Raw genomic sequence first — 26,526 nt, 5'->3', positions numbered from 1 at the left:
TTCAGTCTTTTATTTTCGGCGTCCGCACCTTTGGATAGGCCTATTATTTCGCGATCCGAAATAAATATCGCCACCAAGGGAGGAACCGGAATGGCTGGTAAGAAGATACTGATGCTCGTTGGCGAGTTCAGCGAGGAATACGAAATTTTCGTCTTTGAGCAGGCCATGCATGCGGTCGGCCACACTGTCCATGTCGTCTGCCCCGACAAGAAGGCGGGCGATATCCTGAAGACGTCGCTGCACGACTTCGAGGGCCACCAGACCTATACGGAAAAGCTCGGCCACGACTACATCCTCAACAAGACCTTTTCCGAGGTGAACCCGGCCGAATACGACGCCGTCTATGCGGCGGGCGGGCGCGGCCCGGAATATATCCGTATCGACAAGCGCGTGCAGGCGCTGGTGCGGCATTTCCACGACACCGGCAAGCCGATCTTCACCATCTGCCATGGCGCGCAGATCCTGATGGCGGTCGACGGCGTGCTGCGTGGCAGGCAGGTCGCGGCGCTGCAGTATTGCGAGCCGGAAGTCACGCTCGCCGGCGGCACCTACATCGATGTCGCGCCGACCGGCGCCCATGTCGACGGCAATCTGGTATCGGCCAAGGGCTGGCCGGGCCTCGCCGCCTTCATGCGCGAATGCCTGAAAGTGCTCGGCACCGAGATCCACCATGGCGAGATCGAACGCAAGGCGGCTTGAGCCAGGCCTTGGAAACCGCCGCAGCTGTGGTGCGGCGGCTCTACAGCGCCGCGCGTCCTTTTGGGGTACGCGCTTTTACGCAGTCATCCGCGCTTCGCGAAACGACACCAGCTTGCTGCGGCTCTCATCCCACAGCGCCAGCTTGACGCAGCGCAGGCTGTCGAGAAGCGTGACGCGACCGATTTCGCGCAGTTCCGGATAGTCCCTCAGGACCTCTTGGAGTCGATAGCACGGCACCTTGGCGGAGAGGTGGTGCACGTGATGGACACCGATATTGCCGGTGAACCAGTTCAGCACCGGCGGCAGGTCATAATAGGACGAGCCGTGCAGGGCCGCGTGCTGAAACTCCCATTCGGAGTCCTTTGCCCACTCAGTCTCTTCGAATTGGTGCTGGACGTAAAACAGCCAGATACCGGCGGAACCGGCGAGAACGACGATGGGCAAATGGACGACCAGGAACGCTTCGAGGCCGACGAACCAGACGAGGGCAGCGGCGGCGACCGCGATGGCCACGTTGGTGGCCATAGACGACACCCAGGGCGTGAGGCCGCCTCGCATCATGCCGACCGGCAGTCTCTGCTCAAAGATGAAAAGCCAAATGGGGCCGAGGCCGAACATGACGAGCGGATGGCGATAGAGACGATAGGCAAGGCGGCCCTGCCAGGACATTTGCCGATATTCCGCGACGGTCAGCGTCTTGATATCGCCCGTGCCGCGCTCATCGAGATTGCCGGCGCTGGCGTGATGGGTTGCGTGGGCACGCCGCCAGCAATCGTAGGGCGTCAAGGTCAGGATGCCCAGGCCGCGGCCGATCCAGTCGTCGGCGGTGCGGTTGGCGAAGAAGGAACCGTGGCCGCAATCGTGCTGGATCATGAAGATCCGCACCAGAAAGCCGGCGGCCGGAAGGATGAGAACCAGACCCCACCAATGGCCATAGGCATAGGCAGCCGAGGACAATGCCCACAGCGTGGCAAAGGGGATGAGGGTGATGGCAAGTTCGACGGCGCTGCGCCGCCTGTCAGGTTTCTTGTAACGCGCCAGGATTTTCAACCAGGCACGTTTGCTGTTCGCCACAGCTTCGGGGGAAATCATGTTCATCAGGAAGCATAGACGGACCATTCCGTCGCCGCAAGGCAGGCATCACGCGAAGTTACTGCGCGTAAATGTCGCGCGACGCGCAAGCTACTGCAATGTGGAAGGGCATGCTTGGGTTCCGGCGGCACGCGTGTTGGGTCTACCGCCTGTGGCCACCGGCGGCTACGCTGCTCTCGATGCCGTCCAGGCGGTCGAGCAATTCCCTGAATCGATCGGGAATATCGTTCTCCGTCCGGAACGCCGGCAGCGCACGCAGAAAGCGCGTCGTTGCCTCGGTGCCGAACTGGCGCCTGATGCCAGCCGCGAGCCTTTCACGTCTTTCGTCATTGGCGCGGGCGCTATTCTTGTTATGGTCGCCGTTGTTGCGGGTCATCATTTCAAAATCCTGTGTCGGCTTCGAAACTCTTCCAGCAGACGAATGGTTCCCCCATCGCAGCATCTTGGCAAGCAAAGCCGGCGGTTACAGTAAAATTTGAATTAATATCGAACGGTCTTCATGATGCGCCGTCGAGCGCCAGCGGCCTCTTCAGTATCGCTTGCCCCTTGATTTTTGGCCGCCAAACCTCGATATCGGGCACAAAATCCACATCATTCGAAATGACGGGAAACGGCGATGAGCGACCAGGCAAAAGACGAACGCGCGCCCGAGGATATCGAAGCGGCTGAGGCCGCCGCCGAGCGCTCGGAAGGCAGCGTCGACGGCGACTATGAAGCACTTGTGCGGCTGTTGAAGGAAAACGAAGAGCTGAAGGACCGCGCGCTCCGCGTCGCAGCCGAGATGGAGAATCTGCGCCGCCGTACCGCCCGTGACGTGCACGATGCGCGTGCTTATGCGGTTGCCAATTTCGCCCGTGACATGCTGTCGGTATCTGACAATCTGCGCCGCGCGCTGGACGCGATCCCGGCTGAGGCCAAGGCGTCGGGCGATACCGGTTTCAAGGCGCTGATCGAGGGCGTCGAGCTCACCGAGCGCGCCATGCTATCGGCGCTGGAGCGGCACGGGGTGAAGAAGCTCGAGCCGGAAGGCGAGAAGTTCGATCCAAATTTCCACCAGGCAATGTTCGAGGTGCCCAATCCGGAGGTGCCGGCCAACACGGTGGTCCAGGTCGTGCAGCCAGGCTATTCGATCGGCGAGCGGGTGCTGCGGCCGGCCATGGTCGGCGTTGCCAAAGGCGGACCCAAGCATGTCGCGAGCGAAGCGCCGGTCGAGCCAGGGCCGGTGAATGAGCAGGCTGAGAAGGATGCGTAAGTTAGGGGAGTAGGGCAGTAGGGCAGTAGGGCATAGCCTACGTACGGGTAAGCCGAGCAATGCCTACTCCCGGCCGTTGCCTTCTCTTCCCCTACTCCCCTACTGCCTTATTCCCCTACTGCCTTTTCACGCTGCGAAACGCTGGGCTTCCCCACCATAATAGTTGACGTAGCGGGCGCCGATCTCCTGGACCGGCATCACTACGAACACGTCGACCGTCGAGAATTCGCGGTCGATGACGCAGCCGTCGCCGATGCGCGCGCCGACGCGCAGATAGCCCTTGACCAGCGGCGGCATCGCCGCGATCGCGGCCTTGGCGTTGACCGCCTCGATCGGCATCAAATCCATGGAACAGTAGCGCCCGGCGACCGCACGCACGTCCCAGGCCGAATTCGTCCGGCAGTGATGGGCGAGATAGGTCAGCGCTTCGGCGTGCGCCGCCGGCACGGTGCCGTGGAACGAAGCGCAACCGGTCATCACGCCGATCCCGTAATGGTTGATATAGGCCCAAATACCTTGCCAAAGCGCCTCGATGGTGCGCTTCGAGCGGTATTCCGGCAAGACGCAGGAGCGGCCGAGCTCGAGGAAACGCTGGCCGGGGTGGCGGGCGATAAGATTGGTCAGCTCGAATTCGCCCTCGGAATAGAAGCCGCCCGCCGCTGCCGCGATTTCCTGCCGCAGCAGGCGGTAGGTGCCGACAATGCGGCGATGCTCGGGACCGGACAGCGAGGTGTCGAAGACAAGCAAATGATCACAAAGCGGATCGAAATGGTCGGCGTCGCGGCGGTCCTGCACCTGGAACAGGTTTTTCCTGGCGCCGAGCTCGTCATAGAACACCCGGTAGCGCACTTCCTGCGCGGCGGCGATCTCGGCCTCGTTGCGGGCGAGCCGCACTTCGAGGTTGCCTATGCGGCCGAGCGCTTCGCCTTTTATGACGGCATCGACATTGCGCCCGGTGAGCAAAGCACCGCTGGCGTTCGGCCGAGCGTCACATTCCGGCATAACTGTATGCACGAGTGATTCTCCTTCGAGCCATCCCTCTTGGCACGGGGATACGGTGTAGGTGCAACAGGATTGTGACAGTACCGTGATACGGCGTTGCGGGCAATACTTCGTCGGCTGGGTAATCCTTCAACCGGCTATGTTACGCAGGGAAGCCAGGAGGGACACCCGGCGGATCACGCGGCGACGTGGCCCTCGATCGCATGGACAAGCGCGTCGGGGTCGAGCGGCTTGGTGACGAAGCCGCTGGCGCCATGGGCGAGCACGGCGTGGCGGGTCGTTTCCTGACTGTCCGCCGAAAGCACCATGATCGGAACCGGCGGCACGGCGGTTTCCTCCTCATGCCGGCGGATGGCGGCGATGGCGTCCAGCCCGTCCATGACAGGCATGTGCAGGTCCATCAGCACCACGTCGAAGCGGTGCTTGCGGCCGGCGCCAGTGACGGCCTCGACGGCGGCCTTGCCGTTGCCGACCACTTTCACTCGATGCCCGGCCTTTAGCAGCGTGGCGCGGGCAAGCATGGCGTTGATGTCGTTATCCTCGGCGATCAGCACGGACAGGCCCTGCTGGCGGCTGCTAATGACGCGGACGGATGGTGCGCTGCGCTTGTCCGGCTGTGGCTGGGTGAGGGCGGGTACGCTGCTGGTCAAAAGCACGCGCAGCAATGTCTCGCCACGCACCGGCCTTGCCAGGAAGGTGGCGTAGCCGCTGGCGCGGAACTCGCCCAGCATGCCGCGGTCGGTCGGCGCGATCAGCGTGATCGCCTCGCAGTCGGCAAAGCCGCTCTGGCGAAGGCGCTTGAGCAACCTGCCGTCGCTCTCCTCCATGGCCGCATCAACCAGAAGCACGTCGCAGCCTTCTGGGAAGGACATTGCCTGGGCGGCGGTCGCAGCCAGATCGACCATGCCGCCATTGGCACGGATGGTGCGGGCGATGGCGTCGGCCTCAACGGCGTTCTTCGACAGTATCACCGCGCGCCGCCCTGACAGCGCATTCTGGCGGGTCTGCGGCGGCTCGGTGGCCGATATTGCAGGGATTTCGAAGACGAACTCGGAGCCTTGGCCGAGCCGGCTCGATACCGAAATCGTGCCGCCCATGGCGATCACCAGGCGCTTGGAGATGGCAAGACCGAGCCCGGCGCCGCCATGCGCGCGGGTCGACGTGCCATCAGCCTGTTCGAATTCCTCGAAGATGCGCTCCATATCGTCCTCGTGCAGGCCGGGACCGGTGTCGGCGACGGTGAAGCATATGCGGTCGGTGGTTTCGGTGCGGGCACGAGCGATGCTCACCAATACGCCGCCGCTGTCGGTGAACTTGATCGCGTTGCCGATCAGGTTGAGCAGCACCTGCCTGACTCTTCCCGGATCGGCTGATATCATCTGCGGCACGTCGGGTTCGACATGGCAGCCGAGGCCGATATTCTTAGCGAAGGCGCGCGCGGCCAAGAGTTCGACTATGTTGTCGGCGATCTCGCGCACCGACATTGGCTGCGGTTCGGGATCGAAGCGGCCGGCCTCGATCTTGGAATAGTCGAGCAGATCCTCGATCAGCGCCAGCAGCGCGCTGGCCGAGGTCGAGACGGCGCCGACATAGGTCCGTTGTTCGGGGGAGAGATTGGTGTCCGCCAGCAGCCTGGCCATGCCCATGATGCCGTTCATCGGCGTGCGGATCTCGTGGCTGACGGTGGCGAGGAAGCGCGATTTGGCCTGGCTTGCATATTCGGCTCGCTCACGGGCGGTGATCAGCGACGATTCGGCGTGCTTGCGGGCGGTGATGTCGCGGGCGATGGCGCGATGCGAGGCGCCGCCGTTCTCCTTGTCGCGCACGGACAGTTCGACCCATGAGAACCAGCGCGGGCCGCTCGACGTGCTAATGGCGACGTCGGTGGAGCTCAGGCATTCGTGGTCGGAAAAAGCGGCATCGGGAACGATGCCGACGTCGATGCCGAGTTCGGCCAGAGTCCTGCCGGCAAGGTCGCGCTGGTCGGCTCCGACAAGATCGGCGAAAACCTTGTTGGCATAAACGATATGGCCGTCACGGTCGCGGTGGACGACGAGATCGCCAAGCGCGTCGATCAGCCCGCGAAAGCGTTCCTCGCTCTCCTGCATCTCCCACATGCGGTCGGCCAGGGTTTCGACCTCGGCGCGGCTGCGAGCTGCGGTCTCGCCAAGGATGGCAACCGTGCGACGCTCCGTGCGCCTGGCACGCAGATGCACGGCAAGTCCGGCCATGCCAGTCGCCAATAGGCCGACGGTGATGAAGATCGGCGCGCCGGTCAGGTGCGACAGGCCTGCCAGCACGACGATGGCGACGAGCGTCAGGAACGGCAGGCCTTCGCGATTGGCGGCGGGCAGTTCGGGCGCCAGTGGCGGCGCTGCGATATGCTGGCGCCTTGTCGCCTCCGGGCCGATCTCGTCGACGCTTTCGTCGCTCTCTGTTTCTCTGATGCCGGATTCCGTGACCATGCGGAAACCCTTGCCAGACAGAGATTATGGAAAATTGCGACCGATCGTTCGAATTTTATCGGTCGCGCGGTTTTTTGCCTTTCTTTCGTGCAAAACGGCAGACGCTAGAACTCACATATCCACCACTACGCGGCCACGGATCTTGCCCTCGACGATGTCGTGCGCGGCCTCGATAATGCCGTCAAAGCCGATGGTCGTGGACAGGCTGGCCAGCTTCTGGAGATCGAGATCCGTGCCGATGCGGCGCCACGCCTCCATGCGGACCTGCTTCGGCGCCATCACCGAATCGATGCCGAGCAGACAAACGCCGCGCAGGATGAACGGGGCGACGCTCGCCGGCAGATCCATGCCGCCTGCCAGGCCGCAGGCGGCGACGGCGCCGCCATAGGAGGTCATCGAAAGGACGTTGGCCAGCGTGTGGCTGCCGACAGCATCGACGCCGCCCGCCCAGCGTTCCTTGGCGAGCGGCTTTGCCGGCTGGGCAAGCTCGTCGCGCGAAATCACTTCCGCAGCACCCAGGTCGATCAGGTAGGGGTTTTCAGCGCTGCGGCCGGTCGAGGCGATGACATGATAGCCGAGGCTGGACAGGATCGAGACCGCGACCGAGCCGACGCCGCCGGCCGCACCCGTCACTACCACCGGGCCGCGATCGGGCACGATGCCGTGCCGTTCCAGCGCGATGACGCAAAGCATGGCGGTGTAGCCGGCGGTGCCGATCGCCATGGCATCATGCGCGCTCATGCCCTGAGGCAGCGGCACCAGCCAGTCGCCGTTGACACGGGCGCGCCCGGCATAGGCGCCAAAATGCGTTTCGCCGACGCCCCAGCCGTTCAATATGACCTTGTCCCCCTTGCGCCAGTCGGCATGGGAAGACGAGATGACGGTGCCGGCGAAATCAATGCCCGGCACCAGCGGCCAGCGGCGGATCACCGGCGCCTTGCCTGATATGGCGAGGCCGTCCTTGTAGTTCACTGTCGTCGCCTCGACGGCGACGGTGACATCGCCTTCCATCAGGTCGGCTTCGGTGAGGTCGGTGACCGCAACCGACTGCTTCTTCTCGGCATCGCGCGAAACGAGGATGGCTTTGAAGGTTTCGGGCATGTCTTCTCCTCGGGCTTCTCGAATGGCCACTGTATGGCGGCAGGAGGCCAGGTCAATCGCTTGAGGGCTTGGCCTCGCGCCGCCAACCGATGAGTTCGTCGAAGACGACCACCACCGCGCCGACCGCGATGAAGGCATCGGCAAGGTTGAAGATGGCAAAGGACCATACCGGGGTGTGGAACAGAATGTAGTCGATCACGTGACCATAAGTAACGCGGTCGAACAGATTGCCGAGCGCGCCGCCGACGATCAGCGCAAAGCCGATGCGGGTAAGCACGTGGCTGGGCGGAGTGCGGACCGCGAGATAGAGCACGAAAGCAACGACGAAAGCGGCGATAACCACCAGGCCGGTGTCGCCGAAGGACGAAAACATCGAGAAGGCAATGCCGGTGTTGTAGGTGCGATACAGTGCCAGGAACGGCACAAGATCGACCTTTTCCTGAAAGGCGAGGCCGGTCTCGACCAGATATTTCACCCACTGGTCGAGCGCTATCGCGACGACGACCAGCAGGGCGTAGGGGAACCATGATTTTGCCGTTGGGGATTTCACCATTTGGGATGTCACGGTCTGGCGTCCTCCGGGGCAAGTTTCAGCGCGCCGCGCCGGATCTCGAACAGCATAATGCCGGTGGCCACCGCGAGATTGAGCGAATCGGCCCGGCCGGCCTGTGGGATGCGCAGCAACCTGTCGCAGCTTTCGGCCAGGCTGTCGGGCAGGCCCTGCTGTTCGTTGCCCATAATCAGCAGCACCGGGCCTTTGGAAAAGTCGACCGAGCGGTAATCGACCGCACCCTTCAGATGCGTGCCGGCAACGAGGCCAGGAAAGCTTTTTCGCCACGCGAGGAAGGCGTCCGGCGTCGCCTTGGCGACCGGCACGGCGAAGATCGAGCCCATCGTGGCGCGCACGGTCTCGACGGAAAAAGGATCGGTGGTCTCGCCGACCAGGATGACGCCCTTGGCGCCAACGGCATCGACGGTACGGATGACGGTGCCGAGATTGCCGGGGTCGCGCACGCGGTCGAGCGCCACCCAGACATCGCCGTCTCGAGCGCGGATGTCCTTCAGCGGCAGGAACTTCTGCGAAAAGACGCCGACCACCATTTGCGGGTTATCACGGCGGGTGATGGCGACGAGCACTTTTTCCGAAACTTCGAGCACGGTGCCGCCGGCGGCAACCGTGCGCGCCGCGACCTTTTCGACCGCTGCATTGCCGCGTCCGGCCTTGGCGAAGACCAGTGTCCGGATCGACCAGCCGAGGTCGAGCGCATCGATGACCAGCTTCAGCCCCTCGGCCATGAAGGCGTTCTGCTGATCGCGGAATTTCTTCAAGGAGAGCGCCTTGATGTCCTTAATCAACGGATTGGCGAGGCTGGTGACTTCCTTCACTTGCCCTGGCGCGCCGGCGTGCCGCTCGCTCATTCAGGCCACCCAGCGCGAGAACAGCGACGTGGACAGTGCCCGGCCGGCGGATTTCTCGCGGATGATCAGTTCGCCGGATTCGACCGTCCCGCCCATGCCTGCGAAAGTGTCGCGCATCAAGGCATGGATGGCGAAGAAGGAGGCGCGGATCGAATAGGCGGTCAGCACGACAGCAAGCGGCTTCGGCGTCAGGATCGAGCGGCAGAGGTCGGTCAGATCAGGCAGGTCCTCGAACAATTGCCAGACCTCGCCCTTGGGGCCACGGCCATAGGCGGGCGGATCGAACAGGATGATGTCGTAGCGGCTGCCGCGGCGCTCCTCGCGCTCGGCGAATTTCATGGCGTCGTCAATGATCCAGCGGATCGGCTTTTGCGACAGGCCCGCCATCTCCTGGTTCTCTCTGGCCCAGCCGATCGCCTTCTTGGACGCATCGACATGGGTGACCTCGGCGCCGGCGCGCGCCGCCACCAGCGAGGCAAGGCCGGTATAGCCGAACAGATTCAGCACCTTGACCGGTCGCTTCGCCGCCGCGATCAGCCCGGCCACGTGGTCCCAGTGCGACGCCTGCTCGGGGAAGACGCCGACATGCCGAAACGAGGTGAAGCGGCCGAGATAATCGATGCCGTCATGCTTCATCGGCCAGGTCTCGCCAAGCGGTGTCCTCGGGAAGCGCCAGCGGCCGATGCCTTCCTCGTCGGTGTCGCCGGTGAAAATGGCGTCGGCGCGGTCCCAGTCTTTGGCCGGCAACGCTTTTTGCCAGATCGCCTGGCCCTCGGGCCGGACGATGCGATAGGGGCCGTACTGCTCGAGCTTTTGACCGGCGCCGCTGTCGAGCAGCGCATAGTCGGTGTTGGGCGCCACTTCGAGAATCAGCGGCAGGTGTTCGGCGGGCAGGGCGCCGTCGCGGCGCGAAAGTACGCGCGGCACGGCTTTCGGGTCGGTGCGGTTGCCCGATGCTGTGCCGGTCCCGCGCGGCGCCTGTTCCGTCTCGCCCTTTGCGAGCTGATGCGAGCGGCTGTCGCGGCGTTTGTCGCGAAAAGGTTTCAAGAAGAGCATCTCCGGGGCGACTTGGCCCGCTTCTGCCACAGCACATTCGCTGGTGCAACAAACGCGGTCTCTGGGTATTTCCGAAACGGTCAGCCGCGCCTGATCCAAAGCAGGGCGACAACCAGCGATACGAAACCGACGACCTTGAAGCCGGCGACGATCATATGGCCGGTTTCCCAGCGCAGTCGGATCGCTTCGAAATTTTCCGGAATCGGTCCAGGCACCCAGGTGGCCAGAATATCGTTCGCCGGCTTGACGAGAGCAAACCACATCGCAAGAGACACCGCATAGAGCACGGCAGTGGCCAACGCGTACCAGAACGCCGGACGGTCATTGCGCAGCATCCATGCGAGAAGTCCCGGGCAGCCGATCGCGGCCACGTCGAGTGGCGCGCCAATGACGGCAAACAGCTGGAACTGGGCGTTGAAGACAGTCGTCTCGCGCCAGAGCGAAGGCGACCACTTCGTCAGCCGAGGAGCTGATTCCAGGACATGGGCGAAAGACGGTCCAAGGCTGAGCGCCGCGACGACGGCGGCCAAGATGGACCAGAACAACAGGAACCCGCGTATCTCCATAACGCCCGAACAACGGCGTGACGCCGGAGACGTTCCCAGCGGAAGGGAGTAGGGCAGTAGGGGAATAGGGGGTAAGTGAATAGGGAAAATATGACTTGCAGGAAGCCGCACGATTGGTAGAGCTCCCCTACTCCCCTACTCCCCTACTCCCCCACTCCTGAGCGCCTTGTACACCGCAATGCCGGCGGCAAGGTCTTCGAGGGCTGCGCCGACCGATTTGAACAGCGTGATCTCACCGGGGCTTTGCCGGCCCTTCTTCTGGCCGCGCGCCAATTCATGCAGGTCGGCGACGATGGCTTGCGCCTTCAGCACGCCCGAGGCCAGCGGCTGGACGATATCGCCCGCCTCCTTGGTGGCGCCTGCCCGGGTATCGACATAGATGCGGGCACGCGCAATCGCATCGTCGTCGCTTTCGCGCATGGCCGGCGTGAAAGCGCCGACCAGATCGACATGGGTTCCCGGCTTCAACAGCGCGCCCTTGATCAGCGGCGTGGTCGTGATCGTCGCCGACGAAACGATGTCGGCCTGGCCGAGTTCGGCGTCAAGATCGCTCGCGGCGGTGGCCGCAAAGCCCCCGGCGCGCAATTCCGCCGCAATCTTTTCGGCATTGGCCGGCGTGCGGTTCCAGATGCGTATGGCGGTGATCGGCCGCACCGCTGAATGCGCTCTGGCGAGGAACGGCGACAACGCGCCGGCGCCGACCACCAACAGCCGCGAAGCGTCCTCGCGGGCCAGATAGGAGGCGGCCAGCGCCGAGGCGCAGGCCGTGCGCCACTGCGTCAACCGCTGGCCATCGATCATGGCTTCAGGCTCGCCGGTCGCGCCGTCGAGCAGGAGGTAAAGCCCCATCACAGCGGGTTTGCCTACGGCGTTGTTGTCGGGCGACACTGTGACGATCTTGACGCCGATATGGCCGCCTGCCGACGTGCCGGTCGTATTGAAGTCGGTCCAGGCCGGCATCAGGAGCAGCGTCGAGGCCGCGCCGTCGGGGCGTTCGACCGTATGGTGATGCCTGACCGGCTGTACCGCGCCATCGCGAAAGGCCGCGCGCAGCGTCTCGACCAGGCCAGGAAAGGTCAGTGCTTGATCGACCTCGGCCGCCGAAATGGTCAGCATGGGAAACTCCGTGGAGAAATACGCCTAACGCATAACCGAAAATGGTACAGCGACCTTTGTGCGTCCCAAAGGACGTGCGGCGCTGTGTTGGCTCAGCTGGTCGGCTTCGGTAAGGCCGGGCCTTGTGGCGCAGCCGGCGCACGGCTGACCGCCTGGCGCAGGTTCTCGGCCTCGACGCCGCGCTGGCGCGCCAGCCTGCGGTAGCGGCCCTGCTTGATCCAGGTCGCCAGGCTGCCGACGACCATGCCAATGGCGAGAGCCAGGAACAGGAAAATGAAAAGCGGCAGCGTCACCGTCAGCGCCGGATTGCCGGGGTTGAACGGATCCAGGGTGAAGGCAACCGGATCGCGGTTGGCGACCGCCAGCGCGATCAGGATGACGGCCAGCGGCACGAAGATCACGATCAGCATGAAACGATTGAACATAGAATTTCCTGTCGAAGGCGGCTACCGCGGGCTTGGCCATACCAAAAAGGCCGCCATGCTGCACGAGCTCGCGCGGCGGCTATTTGCCGCCGTTCAGCCTTTCACGCAATTCCTTGCCGGTCTTGAAGAACGGCACCCATTTCTCCTCGACCTCGACGGATTCGCCGGTGCGCGGGTTGCGGCCGGTCCGGGCGGGGCGGTTTTTCACCGAGAAAGCACCGAAACCGCGCAGTTCGACCCGGTTGCCTTCGGCAAGCGCGTCGGTGATCTCGTCGAAAATCGCGCCGACGATGTTTTCGACGTCGCGCAGAAAAAGGTGCGGGTTGCGTGTGGCGATGATCTGCACAAGTTCGGATTTGATCATGAGAAGGCTCCCCGTGAAAACACTGCGGTCAAAATTATGAGGATGATTTTATTTGCTTTTTTCACTCGTCTCAAGGGTGCCAGACGGAAACGAGACCGTCAAGAAACAAGCGGTCGGCACCAAGTTCGTGAATGATCTCGCCGCCATAGTCGGGCAGGCCGAGCGCACTGCCGATGGTTCGCGCCATCGCTTTCGAGAACAGGAAGCCGCCGCTTTCTGCGTCCTTCCACTCCACCACCTTGAGCTTGGCGTCGACGCCCTTTGTCGCGAGCCAGTCGATCGCTTCGGTCTCGCCGCCGACCGCGTCGATCAATTTGTTGGCAACAGCCTGCCGGCCGGTGAAGATCGACCCGTCGGCCAGGGCCAGCGCCTCCGGCTTGGTCATATTGCGGCGTTCGGCGACGATGCCGACGAACCAGTCGTAGCTGTCCAGGATGAGCTTGCGGACCATGGTGCGCTCGTCGTCATTGGTCGGCTTGAAAGGCGATGGCGAGGCTTTCAACGGCGAGGATTTCACTTCCTCGAGCTTGATGCCGAGCTTGTCCATAAGGCCGCTGACGTCCGGATACTGGATCAGCACGCCTATCGAGCCGACGATCGACGATTTGCGCGCGACGATGTGATCGGCCGCGGTGGCGATCATGTAGCCCGCCGATGCGGCCAGCGTGCCGACCTCGGCCACCACCGGCTTCTCGGCGGCCAGCTTGCGCACTGCCTCGTAGATCGATTCGCCCCCGACGGTGGTGCCGCCTGGTGAATCGATCGACAGGATCACAGCTTTCACCCTCGAGGATTGACGGATGGTATCCAGTTGTTTGATCAGGTCTTCGTCTTCGGTAATGGTGCCCTCGATCTTGACCTTGGCGATATGGTCGACCGCCGTGCCAGTGAAGTCGTCACCGTAAATCCAGCTCGAAAAGGCAATCAGCCCGACTGCTGCGACAACAAGCGCTGCAACGCGCCAGAATGTCAGCTTGCGGCGCAAGCGGCGGCGGTCGATCAGGTCGTCGGCTCTCAGTGCCATGGTCAGCCTCATAGTCGGTGGAAGCAGATGCTTTTAAAGCAACCATCCGCGCCCGGCTACCGATTCCTGACGAGCTTGCGCCAAAGACAGGGTTTCGACGTTCGCGCGCCGGGGTTTTCAAGAGACATCAAGACCAATCCACAGGCCCCTAACGCTGTGCGCTTGTATCTGGTATGAGATGCAAGTCGTGCCGGTTTCATTTTCGTTTGTGCAACAGCAACCGTCACACTTTTGCGGTTTTCCTCCGCTTGTGCTTGCTTGAGGGCGCCGGCATCCCACCTATAGGGGTGCTTGGCGGCAGGGGTTTAAAAGAAAGCAGTTATGTTAGCGCGACCGATCGAACCGACCAACACCGAGACGGAGTTGGCTCCCCCGGACGTAGGCCCGGCGCGGGTCGACGCCTTCGGCATTGCCCGGCGCCATTCGCGCCGCGTGCGGATCTTGAAGCTGGCGGTGCCGCTGGCCGCTGCCGCAATCGCGATCGCCTTCCCGGTCTATTCCTATCTCGCGGCGCCTGGCTCAATCCAGGTCCAGGCCGACGGTAGCGCCTTCGCCAATGGCAAGCTGGTGATGGCCAACCCCAAGCTCAACGGGTTCACCAAGCAGAAACTGCCCTATTCTATGACGGCTTTGCGCGCCATACAGGACGTGACCAAGCAAGGCATCATCAATTTGGAGGGCATCGACGCCAAGCTGCCGATATCGACCGACAATGTGGCGGCCATCAATGCCTCGCACGGCACCTATAATCGTGACGGCAACACGATGAGCCTGACCAGCGATGTCACCATAACCACCACCGATGGCTTGGCGGCAAAGTTCAAATCGGTCTTTCTCGATATGGGCAAAGGCACTATGAAGACGAACGACCCGGTCGACGTCAGCCGCGGCGGGTCGCGGATCACCGCAGATTCGATGTCGATCCAGGACAACGGCAAGATCGTGGTTTTCGAGAACAGAGTGCGTGTCAACATCGATCCCGCCAGCTTGAAGGCGGCAGAGGCAATGAGCGGAGAATCCAATGCGGTTCAGTAGTTCGACACGGCTCGTGGCCGCAGCTTCGGCGTCGCCGGCCCGTGGGCTGGCTTTGGGGCTGGCTTTGGGGCTGGGCTTAGGGATGGCGCCAGCTCTGGCGCAGTCCAAGGCCACCAGCCAACTGTCGGGCCTCAAACTGTCCGGCGACAAGCCCATCCAGATCGAAAGCGATAAGCTCGAGGTCCGCCAGGCGGATAGCGTCGCAGTGTTCACAGGCAATGTAAGCGTCGTCCAGGGTCCGACCTTGCTTAAGGCCGGCAAGATGACGGTCTATTACGTCAAGGACCCCGACGCTGACGCCAAGGATGCGCAGGCCGCAGGTGCCGCGATGACCGGCTCGGCCAACATCGACCGCCTGGAGGTCGCCAACAAGGTCTATATCAAATCGGACGACCAGGTCGCCACCGGCGACAGCGGCACCTTCGACATGAAGACGGAAGTGCTGGTGCTTTCAGGCAGCAAGGTCGTGCTTTCGCAAGGTGACAATGTACTGGTCGGCTGTAAGCTCACCGTGCAGATGAAGAGCGGCCTGGCCCAGGTCGACGCCTGCGGGGGCCGCGTGATGATGTCGATCACGCCGCCGGCGAAGTCGGGAGCGGCGAACCCCTGATGGTCGACGTAGTATCGCTGATGGCGCGTGTTTCAGGACGCGCCGCCAGCAAACTTGCGGCACCGGCCACGGTCAGCGTCGACCAGGTAAAGTTCAAAGGAACCTTGATCGCCAAGGGCCTGACCAAGAGCTACAAGGGCCGCAAAGTCGTCAGCGGCGTGACGATCGGCGTGCGCGCCGGTGAGGCGGTCGGACTGCTCGGTCCCAACGGCGCCGGCAAGACGACCTGCTTCTACATGGTCACCGGCCTTGTGCCGGTCGACGAAGGCACAATCGAAATCGACGGCTTCGATGTCACCTCGATGCCGATGTACCGCCGCGCCCGCCTTGGCATCGGCTACCTTCCGCAGGAAGCGTCGATCTTTCGCGGCTTGAGCGTCGAGCAAAACATCCGTGCCGTGCTCGAAGTCGTCGAAAAGAACCGCAAAAAGCGCGAACACAGTCTCGATGAACTCCTCGATGAGTTTCACATCAGTCATCTGCGCAAAGCCCCGTCGCTGTCGCTTTCCGGCGGCGAGCGGCGGCGCCTTGAAATCGCGCGCGCACTGGCGACCCGCCCCGCATACATGCTGCTCGACGAACCTTTCGCCGGCATCGATCCGATCGCCGTCGCCGATATCCAGCAACTCGTGCGCCATCTGACGGCGCGGGGCATCGGCGTGCTCATCACCGATCACAATGTCCGCGAGACGCTCGGCCTGATCGACCGCGCCTACATCATCCATGCCGGCCAGGTGCTGACCCATGGCCGGGCCGACGAAGTGGTCGCAAATCCGGATGTGCGGCGGCTTTATCTCGGTGAGGGATTTACACTCTAAACGGGAAAATCCTCTCCAAGCGCGATTTTTAGCGCGAGATGGGCTTTCTTTTCCGATTTCTCGTCCGAATAACGCATCGACAGGCGAGTTTTGATCGCCGTCGCCTTGACAAGCAAAAGCCGGGCCAGTTTCTATGCCCAACTCCTTCCGGCAGTCCGGATGCGTAGACAGGGCGTTTGAAACCGAACCATGGCGTTGGCGGCAAAACTACAGCTACGACAATCCCAGTCGCTGGTGATGACGCCGCAACTCATGCAGTCGATCCGGCTGCTGCAGTTCACCCACGTCGAACTGGAACGCTTCATCGACGACGAGATCGAGCGCAATCCTCTGCTCGATCGCGCCGAGCCGCAGGACGATGCCGTCAGCGACCAGGCGCAGAAGATCGATGCCGCGCCGGAAACGACCACCGACGGCGACTGGTTCGAGCAGGAAACGGCGTGGAGCTCCGAGGCGATCTCGGAAAAGCTCGACACTTCGCTGGAAAACCTGTTTCCCGACGACCCCGGCACCAGCGAGCGGCTCGGTCCCGACCTGACGGCCCAATGGAAATCGGCCTCCGGCAACAGTTCCGCGTCCTCGTCGGACGGCTTCGACGTCGGAGACATGGCGGCCGCCGCCATCACGTTACGCGAGCATGTCGGCGAACAGGTCGCGCTTGCCTTCGCCGACCCGGCAGCACGCCTGATCGCCGGCGAACTGGCCGATGGCCTCGACGAGGCCGGCTACATGCGCGCCGACATGGCTGAGATCGCCGCCCGTCTCGGCACCGACGGAGCGGCGGTGACGAATGCGCTCGCTGTCTGCCAGACATTCGAGCCCCCCGGCATCTTTGCCCGTGACCTCGCCGAATGCCTGTCGCTGCAGCTTGCCGTCCGCGACCGGCTCGATCCGGCGATGAAGGCTTTGATCGCCAATCTCGAACTCCTGGCGCGGCGCGATTTCCAGACACTGAAACGGATTTGTGGGGTCGACGAGGAGGATCTGCTAGACATGCTGGCCGAGATACGTGCGCTCGATCCGCGCCCGGGGATGGCGTTTTCGGGCGGCGCCAGCGACGCGATCATCGCTGATGTCGAAGTGCGGGCGGCTAATGACGGAAGCTGGGTGATCGAACTCAACCCCGAAACGCTGCCGCGCGTGCTGGTCGACCATATCTATTTCGCCCAGGTATCACCGCATGCGAAAAACCAAACGGAAAAGGATTTCTTGGCGGAATGCCTGCAAAACGCCAATTGGCTGACGCGCAGCCTCGACCAGCGGGCGAAGACCATCCTTAAGGTTGCCTCAGAAATCGTGCGCCAGCAGGACGCCTTCCTCGTCCATGGCGTGCGTCACCTGAAGCCGCTCAACCTGCGCACGGTGGCCGACGCGATCGGCATGCACGAATCGACCGTCAGCCGGGTCACCGCTAACAAGTACATGCTGACGCCGCGTGGTGTGTTCGAACTGCGCTATTTCTTCACCGCTTCGATCGCTTCGTCGGGTGGCGGCGACGCGCATTCATCTGAAGCAGTGCGCGACCGCATCAAGCAGTTGATCGACGAGGAGAAGCCTGCCGACGTGCTTTCCGACGACGCGATTGTAGATATGTTGCGGGAAAGTGGCGTCGATATCGCCAGGCGCACGGTCGCCAAGTATCGGGAGGGCATGAATATTCCTTCGTCGGTGCAGCGGCGGCGTGAGAAACGCGCTTTGGCCAGCGCCGGACGTTGATCTCCGACGGAATTTCCACAGCTTTCGCGCTTCATTGACAAGCCGCAATGAAGTGGCTAGAAGCCCGCCCGCATGGGACGGGCTACTGCCCGCATGCGGATGGTCCGTCACAACGTTGGCCACGGGACGGTCAAAGAAGGCGGCTTGTGATCAACCGGAAAGTTCGGATTTAAAATCGGCGCAAGTGACGCCGCAAAGCTTGTGCGCACAGACCACGGGTATAAACTCGGAGCAGTTTGAAGCCTGAGCAAGGAAGGTCAGTTTTCAGATGACACTGCGCATATCAGGAAAACACATGGATATCGGCGATGCGTTCCGCACGCGCATCAACGACCGTGTCGGAGAAGTGATCGGGAAATATTTCGATCGGGGCTTTTCAGGGCAAATTGTAGTCGTCAAATCGGGATCTCGCTACACGGCCGATTGCATGATCCGGCTGGATTCCGGCGCTTCGCTGCAGGCGACCGGTGAAGCCCAGGACCCGACGCTCGCTTTCGAGGCCGCGGCGGATCGCCTCGAAACCCGACTTCGGCGCTATAAGCGTCGGCTGAAGTCGCATAATTCAGGCAATGCCAATGGCGAACTCACCGACATCGCCTATACGGTGATGGCGCCGCTTGCCGACGACGACGAGGAAATACCGGAGAATTTCGCGCCAGCCATCGTCGCCGAATCAACCATGACGCTGCGGACCATGTCGGTGGCGTCAGCTGTGATCGAGCTCGACACCAAGGACAGCCCGGTTCTCGTCTTCCGCAATGCTGGAAACGAGCATCTCAATATCGTCTATCGCCGGCCGGACGGAAATATCGGCTGGATTGACCCGTCTACGACCAAAGTCGCGCAGGGATGACGGCCAAGGCCGCACCGGGATAAGGCACCAGCCGCACGCGAGAGTGAGGGCTGGCGACGGCAGGCGAACAAGGGATTTTCAAGTATGGATCTGAGCGATCTTATCAACGTTCCGGCGATCTTGCCGGCGTTGAAGGCGAACTCCAAGAAGCAACTGCTGCAAATGCTGTCCGAAAGGGGAGCTGCGATTTCCGGCATTCCGGAACGGGAGGTGTTCGACACCATCCTGCAGCGTGAGCGGCTGGGCTCGACCGGTGTCGGCAACGGCATTGCCATTCCGCATGGCAAGCTGGCCGGGGTGAAGCGGATCGCCGGGGTTTTCGCCCGACTGGAGACGCCGGTCGATTTCGAGGCGCTGGACGACCAGCCGGTCGATCTGGTGTTCCTGCTTTTGGCGCCCGAAGGCGCCGGCGCCGACCACCTCAAGGCGCTGTCGCGCATCGCGCGGGTGCTGCGCGACGCTGACACGGTGGCCAAGATCAGGGGCACCCGCGACGCCGCAGCGATCCACGCGCTTTTGTCGGACACGCAGGCCTCGCACGCGGCCTGAGTTTTTGATTCGATCCGTTGAAGGGCCGCCGCGAGCGGCCCTGTCCGTTTTCCAACCAGATCGCTGTGCCGTATTGTCAGTGGATGGCGAGGGGGATCAGGTCGTTTTCCAAGGCGCCAGCCAGCGCCCGATCGCGAGCGTCCGAAAGCAGGATCGGCTGGCCGTTGGCGGCAAACAGGGCCCACAGTTCCAGGCCGGGCGCGATTTCGCCGAGGCCCGGGAAACGGCCGCGCAGATCGTCGCTCGACACCTTCCTGAGATAGGCGACCGAGCCTTCGCCGAGATGGGCGAATTCGCCGCTGGTCATAAGATTTTCGTCAGTTCTGGTCATTTAAGCCTCCTTGGCGCGAGGACGCCGCTCAAGGCCGCCTCGCATGAGAGCCATTAGAGCGCCGTGTGTCCAAAGAACGCTCTAACACTTCAATTTGCTGCATCGTACTTTTGGAAAAATCGATCCCGATTTTCCGGCCGATGCAGTGGTAAAGATCAGTCTTTCACCGATATGTTTATTTTCCGTACCAGCCGCTCGGACTCGGGCCGATCGAGATCGATTGACAAAAGGCCGTTCTTCAGCTCCGCCGCGATCACCCGCATGCCGTCGGCCAGCACGAAACAGCGCTGGAACTGGCGCGCAGCAATGCCGCGATGAAGAAATTCGCGCTCGGTGTCGTCGTTCTGACGGCCGCGCACGACCAACTGGTTCTCCTCCGTGGTCACATCGAGATCGTTTTCGGCGAAACCGGCGACAGCGAGCGTGATGCGCAGCCTTTCGGCCTTGCCGTCGACGCCGCTGAGGCGCTCGATGTTATAGGGAGGATAGCTGTCACCCGACTTCGCCAAACGCTCCAAGGTCTTTTCCATGGCATCGAAACCCAGGAGAAGCGGGCTGGAAAAAGGCGTCATTCGGCTCATGTTACACTGTCCTCTCAAGAGCGACATAAAGCGGAAAAACCCAGATGGCATTTTTCCCGATGGTCTTGATATGGTCCGCCCCGCGGTCAAGTTCAAGCCGTCAAAAGCCCCGCCCAAAAAGACTCCCCAAACAAGGAATTGAAATGCCCCAATCCCGCAAGATCATCATCGACACGGATCCCGGCCAGGATGACGCCGTCGCCATATTGCTGGCGCTCGGCAGCGCCGAGCTGGAGATCGTCGGCATGACCGCCGTCGCCGGCAACGTGCCGCTGAGGCTCACCGAAAAGAACGCACGCAAGATCTGCGAACTGGCCGGCAGGCCCGACATCAAGGTCTATGCCGGCGCCATCCGACCGCTGGCGCGCGAACTGGTCACCGCCGAGGAGGTGCATGGCGAGACCGGTCTCAACGGACCGCAATTGCCCGAGCCGACAATGAAGTTGCAGGACCAGTATGCGGTCGATTTCATCGTCGAGACACTGATGAGGGAAGAGAGCGGCACGATCACGCTCTGCGCGCTCGGACCGCTCACCAACGTTGCGCTGGCGCTGATCCGCGAGCCGAAGATCGCGCCGCGCATCAAGGAGATCGTGCTGATGGGCGGCGGCTTCTTTGAAGGCGGCAACGTCACCCCAACCGCCGAATTCAACATCTATGTCGACCCGCATGCCGCCGATGTCGTGTTCAAATCCGGCATCCCGATCGTCATGATGCCGCTCGACGTCACCCACAAGGCGCTGACCACGGCCAAGCGCACCCAGGCCTTCCGCAAGCTCGGCACCAGGGTCGGCACAGCTACGACGGAGATGCTGGAATTCTTCGAGCGCTTCGACGAGGAGAAATACGGCACCGACGGCGGACCGCTGCACGACCCTTGCGTCATCGCCTATCTGTTGAAGCCGGAGTTGTTCAGCGGCCGCAACTGCAACGTCACCGTGGAAATCGCCTCGGAGCTCACGATGGGCATGACCGTGATCGACTGGTGGGGCGTGACCAAGCGGCCGACCAACGCCATGGTGATGCGCGACATCGACCATGATGCGTTTTTCGCGCTGCTGCTGGAAAGACTGGGACGGCTTTAGAGCCGCTCACGGGCGCCGCTCATTCGTTGAGCAATCGGTATGTGTCGGTACCGTTTAGGTGATGCTGCTGTTGGATCGAAACTTCCGATCCGATCATATGTGGTGAGACCACTTCGCCTTGCACGAACACCAGTATCCCGCTGTCGCGCAGACGGACTTGGTACACGTAACGGATTCCCCGGCCGACAATGGCTTTGGGACTAAGAGGCGTCGTCGTGACGTTTTCGACGACGCCCATAACTTTTTGCAAGCCACAATCGGGCTGATATGCCGCGTCACAATCGATATGGCTATCACCAAAATGATGGCGCAAAACAACGAGACGCCGACAATGGTGTCGCGGTACTCTTGTTGAGTAGAAGAAAACGATTTCTAAGGGAAAGCCTTGTTTGGCCCATTCACGCCGCCGTTCAATTTGCGAACCGGTAAGAGATGGAGCCGTTGTCACGCGTAACGCGCTCAAGTCTGACGTTTGAGCCGATCAAGCGTGGGTGATCGTCGCAAATGAGGAACGACGAACCATTCTCAAGGAACAGTAAATACATGATATTCTGACCCTTGCCCTGTCCGCTTTTGATCATTGCGTCGATCGCATCAACCGACCGGATCGGGCTCGCGTCGTTCGCCCATTTGTTCAGAGCCGACGGAACCATCACCGCGAACAAAGTGATGAGCAGGATCACGCCAAACGCGTTCATTTTCAAATCCGCATAAGTCCACGGCATAGACATGAATCCCTCAGCGCAGATTCATGTGGTGGCACGAAGGCTGACTTTCAATCAGCCCTTTTTGTTCCGGCGATGTTACTGTTGGTGACGCCGGGCTCGCGGCCGTTACTTCGCCTTTGAAAACGCCAGCCACAAGCCGCCGCCGACCAGAAAGCTGCCGCTGATTCTGGACATGAGCTTGATGCGGCCGGCCGAGAGCAGGCGTCCGGCGCGGCCGGCGGCGAGCGCGAAGGTCGAATCCGACACGGCGGCGAAGATCAGAGCGGTGAGACCCATGACGCCGATCTGCATCGCGTAGTTGCCATCAGGGGCGATGAACTGCGGAAAAAACGCGCCGAAAAACACCAGCGTCTTAGGATTGCTGATCGCCACCAGCAGGCCTTGCAGGAAGAAGCCGCCGCGCGGTGTCTTCGCCGATCCGTCGGCGTTCAACTTGCCCTTGGAGCGAAACATCTGCACACCCATCCAGATCAGATAGGCAGCGCCGATCAGCCTGACCCATTCGAACCAATGGCCCATGCCCGCGATCAGCGAAGTCAATCCGATGCCGACAATGGCAATCATGATGGCCAGCCCGGCCTGCGTGCCGGCGACATTGGCGAGGCCGGCGCGGGAGCCATGGCGGATGCTGTTGGCGATGATCAGCGTGACCGTCGGTCCAGGCACCAGGACAATGACGATACAGGCAACGACATAGGTAGCGTAGAGTTCCAGCGACATGGTTTTCCTCGACAATATGCGGCTTGCGACGCGGCCGACCGTGATCAATGCATGACAGCAACGCCGGTGCAAGCCGGCCGCATATGTCGCTGGCAACCTTGACCTGGATTTAGACGCCGGCCTGCCACGGCAACGTCGTCTCGTAGGCTGCCGCTGCTCTCAACACGGCCATGTCGCCGCGCGGCTGCCCGATCAGTTGCATGCCCATTGGCCTGCCTCTGGCATCGAAGCCCGCCGGTACGTTCACCGCCGGGCAGCCGCCCAGCGTAGCGAGCGCGGAAACCTGCATCCAGCGGTGATAGCTGTCCATGGTCCGGCCCGCCACTTCCCTTGGCCAGTGGGTGACGACATTGAAGGGAAAGACCTGGGCGGTTGGCAGCGCAATCAGGTCGAAGCGGGCGAAGAGCGACAGGAGGGTTTTGTGCCAAGACGAGCGCCTCACCGTGGCAGCGTAGATCTGCGGCGCCGTGAGCTGTAGCGCATGTTCCACCTCCCACACGGCCTCCAGCTTCAGAAGACTGCGTTTCAAGGGATCGTCGTAATGCGCCTTGAGCGCGCAACCGCTGCTCGCCTGGCGCAGCGTTACAAAGGCCTGCCACAGCGCTTCGAAGTCGAAATCCGGCACCAGCGCTTCGGTCTGAAAGGATATTTCGGCGAATCGGCTGAGAGCGGCCTCGCAAAGACCAAGGATGCCGGGTTCGACCGGCAGATGACCACCGAGATCGCCGAACCAAGCGATGCGGCCGCCGGCCGTTGGCGTTTGCAGTCCCCGTAGGAAGCAGTCCTGCTTGTGATGTGAGAGCGGCGCGCGAGGGTCGTAGCCGGCCTGCTCGTCGAGCAGCAGCGCCATGTCGCGCACGCTGCGGCCCATCGGCCCTTCGACGCCCATCTGCGCGTGAAAGACGTCAAGCTCGGGGCCGGCCGGGACAAGTCCCTGCGACGGACGGAAGCCATAGACATTGTTGTAGGCGGCCGGGTTGCGCAGCGAGCCGCCAAAGTCGCTGCCGTCGGCGACAGGCACCATGTCGAGCGCCAGCGCGACCGCCGCGCCGCCGCTCGAACCGCCGGCGGTCAAGGCCGGGTCGAAAGCATTGAGCGTCGGGCCGAACACGGTGTTGTAGGTGTTGGAGCCAAGGCCGAATTCGGGAACATTGGTCTTGCCGATGATGATGGCGCCAGCCTTGCGGATGCGCTCGACGAAGAAATCGTCTTCCTGCGGCACGAAATCGGCGAAGATCGGCGAGCCGAAGCTGGTCCTGAGGCCCCTGGTTTGCGCGAGATCCTTGATGGCGATCGGCAGGCCGAACAGCGGTCCGGCATGCCCTGCATGCGCCAGATGCGCGTCGGCCTTGTCGGCCTCGCGCAAGGTGTCGGCACGGTCGCGCAGCGAGACGATGGCATTGACCAGCGGGTTCACGGCTTCGATCCGGTCGAGGAATGCCGTCACCACCTCGCGCACGGACAGCTGACGACGCCTGATCGCGTCGGCAAGATCCACGGCGGACAGGCGGCAGATATCGCCGGCAGGCGGCACGGCGTGTTTCGTGGCCGGGCGCATGGCTCTCACCTAGCTGGCGGATTTTTGCAGCGCCGCGTCGACGTCCTTCGCCAGCGGGATCGCCGGTTGGGCGCCGGGCTTCAGGCAAGCGAGCGAACCAGCAGCAGCAGCACGGGCGAGCGCCTGATCGAGCGGCAGGCCGGATGACAGCCCGGCGGCGAAATAGCCGCAAAACGTGTCGCCGGCGCCGACCGTATCGACAGGGGTGATCTTCAGCGCCGGAACCATCAGAAGATCGGCCGGCGTGGCAGCCAGAACGCCGTCACCGCCGAGCGTGACGACGATTGTACGGCCGGTCTTCCCGGCGTAATCGCGCATCCGCGCCGGGCGATCGCGGCCGCTCAGCGAAAGCGCCTCGCCATAGAGGTCGAATTCGGTCTCGTTGGCGACGACATAGTCGGCCTTGCCGAGGAAGGCGGCCGCCTCGCCACGGAATGGTGCCGTGTTGAGCACGGTGACCGCGCCTGCAGTCCGGGCCGCGTCCAGTGCTGCATCGACAGTCTGCAGCGGTATCTCCTGCTGCAAGAGCACGACATCGCCCTTCTTCATGAAAGCCTTGGAAAGGTCCCCTGTCACGACCGAATCATTGGCGCCCGGTACCACAGCAATCACGTTCTCGCCGTCGTCGGCGACCATGATCAATGCGGTGCCGGTCGAGGCGAAGGTTTCACCGACACCGGATAGATCGATCTTGCCGTCCCGCAACAGCGCCAGCGCTTCAGTGGCGAAGTTGTCCTTGCCGACCGCGCCGACCATGTGCACCTTGGCGCCGGCGCGCGCGGCGGCCAGCGCCTGGTTGGCGCCCTTGCCGCCGGGTGCGGTGGTAAAGCCGGAGCCCCGAACCGTCTCGCCCGGTGCGGGCAAGCGGTCGACATTGGCGATAAGATCGAGGTTGATCGAGCCGATAACGATGATCAAGTGGTGCCTCCCTGCTGACGCATCGTGGTTTCCGAAAATCGGAATCGGTTTTCGGAAAGCACGAGGCGTAGAATTAAAGTGTTAGAGCGTACTTTGTGCGTCCGAATGGACGCACGTCGCTCTAATTGCACGGGAAGCTACTCCGTAAGGCCGCTGCTTGCCAGACCGCGCCGAGACCAACCCGCGCTGCCGGCCCGAATCGATGGACGTGTCATCAAGATCCGACCTGTCCCGCTTCCCAGCCAAGGATGGCTCGCTTGCGGGTCAGGCCCCAGTGGTAGCCAGTGAGCGCGCCGGACTTGCCGAGAGCCCGGTGACACGGCACTACGAAGGACATCGGATTGGCGCCGACCGCGGCACCCACCGCCCGGCTGGCGCTCGGTGCGCCGATGCGGGCGGCTATCGAGGAATAGGTGCAGGCCTTGCCCATCGGGATGCGCAGCAGGGCTTCCCAGACGCGGACCTGGAAGTCGGTGCCGATCATGACGACGCGCAGCGGTTGGTCGGCGCGCCACAGCGCCGGATCGAAGATGCGCGCAGCATAGGGCGCCGTCGCGGCCATGTCCTCGACATAGTTTGCGTTCGGCCAGCGGCTGGACATGTCGGCGAAAGCCGCACGCTCGCCGCCGGCATCGCTGAAGGCGAGGCCGGCAAGGCCGCGATCGGTGACCATGATCAGGGCGATGCCGAAGGGCGAAATATGATAGCCGTAGCGGATCGTCAGCCCGGCGCCGCGCGTCTTATAGTCACCCGGCGACATCGCCTCGTGGGTGACGAAAAGGTCGTGCAACCGGCCGGGGCCTGACATGCCGACTTCGAAAGAAGCCTCGAGCAGCGGCATGCCGGAATCGAGCAGTCTGCGCGCGTGGTCGAGCGTGACCGCCTGGAGGAATGCCTTGGGCGACAGGCCGGCCCAGCGGGTGAAGAGCTTCTGCAGGCCGGTCGGCGTCTCGCCGACCTCCTCGGCCAGTATTTCGAGCGACGGCTGGTCACGGTAGTCAAGGCTGATCTTCTCGATCGCGCGCCGAACAACTTCGTAGTCACTGCCTTCAGGTGTGATGTCTTTCTTCAGAATAGCTGTCTGTGCGTTCATGGGACTATCTCCTTGGGCGTGAATATCGCCCTTCGCGGCTCCGATCACCACCCGAAACTTGCCTTCTCGTCATGTGCATCCAGACAGATTTGGCTCGAGCTGAAGAGGCATGCATGGCTGGCAAGAAAGTGCATCGCATCGAGGAAAAGCGATGCTGCTCCTGTTCATCCGGCTTTGGAGCTACATCCCGCCGCTGGGTAAATCGGCAGGATGTTGCGATATCGATTCTGAAATAACTTCCCCTGCGCTTCGCGCTTGTTGCTCGACAACAAACTTAATGCGAGTTTGTCGGAAAGACGGATCCTATGGAATGAAGCAAGATGCACGGGCAGCAGCGGCTTTTTTTCTGG

The 26,526-nt window shown here is 62.4% G+C and carries 30 protein-coding genes; 9 read left to right on the top strand and 21 right to left on the bottom strand.

Translation table 11 applies throughout. From position 1 onward, the window contains the following. Window positions 1-90 precede the first annotated feature (90 nt). On the top strand, window positions 91-699 hold the full coding sequence (locus tag AC0L25_RS14685) for a DJ-1/PfpI family protein (protein ID WP_473596152.1): 609 nt from the start codon (window positions 91-93) through the stop codon (window positions 697-699). 75 nt (window positions 700-774) lie between these two features. Here the strand turns inward: AC0L25_RS14685 and AC0L25_RS14680 are convergent, their stop codons facing one another. After that, window positions 775-1,797, bottom strand: a complete 1,023-nt coding sequence (locus AC0L25_RS14680) for a fatty acid desaturase (protein ID WP_473596151.1) — start codon at window positions 1,795-1,797, stop codon at window positions 775-777. A gap of 136 nt (window positions 1,798-1,933) precedes the next feature. Next, entirely contained in the window at window positions 1,934-2,170 is a 237-nt protein-coding gene (locus tag AC0L25_RS14675) for a hypothetical protein (RefSeq protein WP_352952279.1), read from the bottom strand. Between the two features lie 237 nt (window positions 2,171-2,407). On the opposite strand from AC0L25_RS14675, the gene grpE reads away from it, so the two are divergent. Then, on the top strand, window positions 2,408-3,043 hold the full coding sequence (gene grpE / locus AC0L25_RS14670; protein ID WP_473596150.1) for a nucleotide exchange factor GrpE: 636 nt from the start codon (window positions 2,408-2,410) through the stop codon (window positions 3,041-3,043). Window positions 3,044-3,169: 126 nt separating this feature from the next. Here grpE and olsB read toward each other — a convergent pair whose 3' ends face one another. From olsB to sppA, 11 genes are all read right to left on the bottom strand, one after another. Then, window positions 3,170-4,045, bottom strand: a complete 876-nt coding sequence (gene olsB / locus AC0L25_RS14665) for a l-ornithine N(alpha)-acyltransferase (protein ID WP_473596171.1) — start codon at window positions 4,043-4,045, stop codon at window positions 3,170-3,172. A gap of 176 nt (window positions 4,046-4,221) precedes the next feature. Beyond that, window positions 4,222-6,510: a hybrid sensor histidine kinase/response regulator gene (locus AC0L25_RS14660; protein ID WP_473596149.1), complete on the bottom strand. Its 2,289-nt coding sequence runs from the start codon at window positions 6,508-6,510 to the stop codon at window positions 4,222-4,224. Between the two features lie 111 nt (window positions 6,511-6,621). Continuing rightward, entirely contained in the window at window positions 6,622-7,611 is a 990-nt protein-coding gene (acuI, locus tag AC0L25_RS14655) for an acrylyl-CoA reductase (NADPH) (RefSeq protein WP_473596148.1), read from the bottom strand. A gap of 52 nt (window positions 7,612-7,663) precedes the next feature. Further along, window positions 7,664-8,164 carry a signal peptidase II gene (lspA, locus tag AC0L25_RS14650; RefSeq protein WP_473596147.1) on the bottom strand — a complete coding sequence of 167 codons (501 nt, stop codon included), beginning with the start codon at window positions 8,162-8,164 and terminating at the stop codon, window positions 7,664-7,666. 8 nt (window positions 8,165-8,172) lie between these two features. Continuing rightward, complete coding sequence (locus tag AC0L25_RS14645) at window positions 8,173-9,030, bottom strand: TrmH family RNA methyltransferase (protein ID WP_473596146.1); 858 nt, start codon at window positions 9,028-9,030, stop codon at window positions 8,173-8,175. Continuing rightward, window positions 9,031-10,077, bottom strand: coding sequence for an RsmD family RNA methyltransferase (locus AC0L25_RS14640; RefSeq protein WP_473596145.1), 1,047 nt, complete (start codon window positions 10,075-10,077; stop codon window positions 9,031-9,033). A gap of 89 nt (window positions 10,078-10,166) precedes the next feature. Then, window positions 10,167-10,652, bottom strand: a complete 486-nt coding sequence (locus AC0L25_RS14635; RefSeq protein ID WP_473596144.1) for a DUF1772 domain-containing protein — start codon at window positions 10,650-10,652, stop codon at window positions 10,167-10,169. A gap of 135 nt (window positions 10,653-10,787) precedes the next feature. Continuing rightward, window positions 10,788-11,768, bottom strand: a complete 981-nt coding sequence (gene lhpI / locus AC0L25_RS14630) for a bifunctional Delta(1)-pyrroline-2-carboxylate/Delta(1)-piperideine-2-carboxylate reductase (RefSeq protein WP_473596143.1) — start codon at window positions 11,766-11,768, stop codon at window positions 10,788-10,790. Between the two features lie 92 nt (window positions 11,769-11,860). Then, the gene (locus tag AC0L25_RS14625) at window positions 11,861-12,193 is read right to left on the bottom strand and encodes a LapA family protein (RefSeq protein ID WP_473596142.1); all 333 of its coding nucleotides are present in this window, start codon (window positions 12,191-12,193) and stop codon (window positions 11,861-11,863) included. Between the two features lie 79 nt (window positions 12,194-12,272). Then, entirely contained in the window at window positions 12,273-12,557 is a 285-nt protein-coding gene (locus AC0L25_RS14620) for an integration host factor subunit beta (protein WP_006200394.1), read from the bottom strand. Window positions 12,558-12,627: 70 nt separating this feature from the next. Further along, the gene (sppA, locus tag AC0L25_RS14615; protein WP_473596141.1) at window positions 12,628-13,581 is read right to left on the bottom strand and encodes a signal peptide peptidase SppA; all 954 of its coding nucleotides are present in this window, start codon (window positions 13,579-13,581) and stop codon (window positions 12,628-12,630) included. 321 nt (window positions 13,582-13,902) lie between these two features. On the opposite strand from sppA, the gene lptC reads away from it, so the two are divergent. The 6 genes from lptC (at window position 13,903) to ptsN (ending at window position 19,162) form a co-directional block, all read left to right on the top strand. Next, window positions 13,903-14,616: an LPS export ABC transporter periplasmic protein LptC gene (gene lptC, locus AC0L25_RS14610; RefSeq protein WP_473596140.1), complete on the top strand. Its 714-nt coding sequence runs from the start codon at window positions 13,903-13,905 to the stop codon at window positions 14,614-14,616. Then, a complete protein-coding gene (locus AC0L25_RS14605; protein ID WP_473596139.1) occupies window positions 14,603-15,226 on the top strand; it encodes an LptA/OstA family protein in 624 nt (207 codons plus the stop codon). Before lptC ends, AC0L25_RS14605 begins: the two co-directional genes overlap by 14 nt. Further along, window positions 15,226-16,044: an LPS export ABC transporter ATP-binding protein gene (gene lptB / locus AC0L25_RS14600; RefSeq protein ID WP_473596138.1), complete on the top strand. Its 819-nt coding sequence runs from the start codon at window positions 15,226-15,228 to the stop codon at window positions 16,042-16,044. Before AC0L25_RS14605 ends, lptB begins: the two co-directional genes overlap by 1 nt. A 189-nt stretch (window positions 16,045-16,233) precedes the next feature. Next, window positions 16,234-17,760, top strand: coding sequence for an RNA polymerase factor sigma-54 (gene rpoN, locus AC0L25_RS14595; protein WP_473596137.1), 1,527 nt, complete (start codon window positions 16,234-16,236; stop codon window positions 17,758-17,760). Between the two features lie 268 nt (window positions 17,761-18,028). Continuing rightward, the gene (gene hpf, locus AC0L25_RS14590) at window positions 18,029-18,613 is read left to right on the top strand and encodes a ribosome hibernation-promoting factor, HPF/YfiA family (protein WP_258122201.1); all 585 of its coding nucleotides are present in this window, start codon (window positions 18,029-18,031) and stop codon (window positions 18,611-18,613) included. Window positions 18,614-18,697: 84 nt separating this feature from the next. Beyond that, complete coding sequence (ptsN, locus tag AC0L25_RS14585; protein ID WP_258122202.1) at window positions 18,698-19,162, top strand: PTS IIA-like nitrogen regulatory protein PtsN; 465 nt, start codon at window positions 18,698-18,700, stop codon at window positions 19,160-19,162. Window positions 19,163-19,238: 76 nt separating this feature from the next. On the opposite strand, the gene AC0L25_RS14580 is transcribed toward ptsN, so the two are convergent. Further along, window positions 19,239-19,493, bottom strand: coding sequence for a BQ00720 family protein (locus AC0L25_RS14580; protein ID WP_473596136.1), 255 nt, complete (start codon window positions 19,491-19,493; stop codon window positions 19,239-19,241). Window positions 19,494-19,648: 155 nt separating this feature from the next. Beyond that, window positions 19,649-20,074, bottom strand: a complete 426-nt coding sequence (locus AC0L25_RS14575) for an Hsp20 family protein (protein ID WP_473596135.1) — start codon at window positions 20,072-20,074, stop codon at window positions 19,649-19,651. A 143-nt stretch (window positions 20,075-20,217) separates the two neighbouring features. On the opposite strand from AC0L25_RS14575, the gene AC0L25_RS14570 reads away from it, so the two are divergent. Continuing rightward, window positions 20,218-21,159: a nucleoside hydrolase gene (locus tag AC0L25_RS14570; RefSeq protein WP_473596134.1), complete on the top strand. Its 942-nt coding sequence runs from the start codon at window positions 20,218-20,220 to the stop codon at window positions 21,157-21,159. Window positions 21,160-21,178: 19 nt separating this feature from the next. Here the strand turns inward: AC0L25_RS14570 and AC0L25_RS14565 are convergent, their stop codons facing one another. The 6 genes from AC0L25_RS14565 to AC0L25_RS14540 all read right to left on the bottom strand — a co-directional run bounded on the left by AC0L25_RS14565 (window position 21,179) and on the right by AC0L25_RS14540 (window position 26,176). Beyond that, complete coding sequence (locus AC0L25_RS14565) at window positions 21,179-21,607, bottom strand: hypothetical protein (RefSeq protein WP_473596133.1); 429 nt, start codon at window positions 21,605-21,607, stop codon at window positions 21,179-21,181. Continuing rightward, entirely contained in the window at window positions 21,570-21,857 is a 288-nt protein-coding gene (locus AC0L25_RS14560) for a hypothetical protein (protein ID WP_473596132.1), read from the bottom strand. Before AC0L25_RS14560 ends, AC0L25_RS14565 begins: the two co-directional genes overlap by 38 nt. A 135-nt stretch (window positions 21,858-21,992) precedes the next feature. After that, the gene (locus AC0L25_RS14555) at window positions 21,993-22,607 is read right to left on the bottom strand and encodes a LysE family translocator (protein WP_473596131.1); all 615 of its coding nucleotides are present in this window, start codon (window positions 22,605-22,607) and stop codon (window positions 21,993-21,995) included. A gap of 109 nt (window positions 22,608-22,716) precedes the next feature. Continuing rightward, a complete protein-coding gene (locus tag AC0L25_RS14550; protein ID WP_473596130.1) occupies window positions 22,717-24,165 on the bottom strand; it encodes an amidase in 1,449 nt (482 codons plus the stop codon). A gap of 9 nt (window positions 24,166-24,174) precedes the next feature. Next, window positions 24,175-25,083: a ribokinase gene (locus AC0L25_RS14545; protein ID WP_473596129.1), complete on the bottom strand. Its 909-nt coding sequence runs from the start codon at window positions 25,081-25,083 to the stop codon at window positions 24,175-24,177. Window positions 25,084-25,297: 214 nt separating this feature from the next. Beyond that, window positions 25,298-26,176, bottom strand: coding sequence for a methylated-DNA--[protein]-cysteine S-methyltransferase (locus tag AC0L25_RS14540; protein WP_473596128.1), 879 nt, complete (start codon window positions 26,174-26,176; stop codon window positions 25,298-25,300). Between the last annotated feature and the right edge of the window lie 350 nt (window positions 26,177-26,526).

Source organism: Mesorhizobium sp. WSM4813 (assembly GCF_055811555.1).
Note: the sequence above shows the minus strand (reverse complement) of the source record. Positions and strands in the feature narration are given on the sequence as shown.